Raw genomic sequence first — 945 nt, 5'->3', positions numbered from 1 at the left:
CTAGGGCGTGTCTGACAATTCGCGGTGGCGGAGCCAGAGCATCAGGCAGCCGATGGTGGCGCCGGCTAGGTAGCGGCTGGCGAGTTTGTCGAAGCGGGTGGCGATGGCTCGCCACTGCTTGAGCTTGCCGAAGCAACGTTCCACCAGGTTGCGCTGCTTGTAGGTCTCAGCGTCGAAGGCATAGGGGCGGCCACCATGGCTGCCCTTACGCTTGCGGTTGGCGATCTGGTCCTTGCGTTCGGGGATGACCGCCTGGATGCCACGCCGGCGCAGATAGGTGCGGATCTTCTTGGAGGAGTAGCCCTTGTCACCGATCAGCCGGTCGGGACGGGACCGGGGCCGGCCTGCGCCGATGCGGGGCAGCCGAAGCTTGGCCATGACCGCTTCGAACGCGGTGCAGTCCACTACGTTGCCTGCTGTCAGGTGCAGCGTCATGGGCAGGCCGCGGGCTTCGGTGATCATGTGGAGCTTGGTGGTGAGTCCTCCCCGGGACCGGCCGAGCGCCTGCCGCCTTTGCGATTGCTTCGTATCGATCGTCCCGCCGTCGTCCCCCCTTTTCGGGCGCCGGCGGCGTGCTGATGGGCACGGGAGATGGTGGAGTCGATGCTGAAACTCCACTCCACCTTGCCGACCGAGTCGTCTTTGACCTGCATCTGCTCCAGCAGGCGCGCCCAGGTGCCGTCGGTGTCCCAGCGTTTGAACCGCTCGTAGCAGGTCTGCCAGGGACCGTAGCGTTCGGGGATGTCGCGCCAGGGCGCTCCGGTCCGTAATCGCCACAAGATCCCGTCGATCACCTGGCGGTGATCCCGCCACGGACGACCACGACCGTCGGTGGCGGGTAGCAACGGCTCGATCCGCTGCCAGGCCTTATCGGTCAGCTCACCACGTCTCACCACGAGGGATCATCTAACCCCAACCACCGTGATCATTTATCAGACATGCTCT

At 65.1% G+C, this 945-nt stretch carries 1 protein-coding gene; it reads right to left on the bottom strand.

From position 1 onward, the window contains the following. Positions 1-893 (bottom strand): IS5 family transposase gene (locus tag ACFO60_RS40775; protein WP_380852905.1). Its coding sequence is split into 2 segments (ribosomal slippage): positions 1-530 and positions 530-893, totalling 894 coding nucleotides; the frame shifts between segments, so codons are not numbered across the junction. Between the last annotated feature and the right edge of the window lie 52 nt (positions 894-945).

The sequence above is a fragment of the Sphaerisporangium dianthi genome, assembly GCF_042654065.1.
In the GTDB taxonomy this organism is placed as follows: Bacteria; Actinomycetota; Actinomycetes; order Streptosporangiales; family Streptosporangiaceae; genus Sphaerisporangium; species Sphaerisporangium dianthi.
The sequence above is the reverse complement of the archived record's forward strand: the minus strand, read 5'-3'. Positions and strand labels throughout refer to the sequence as shown.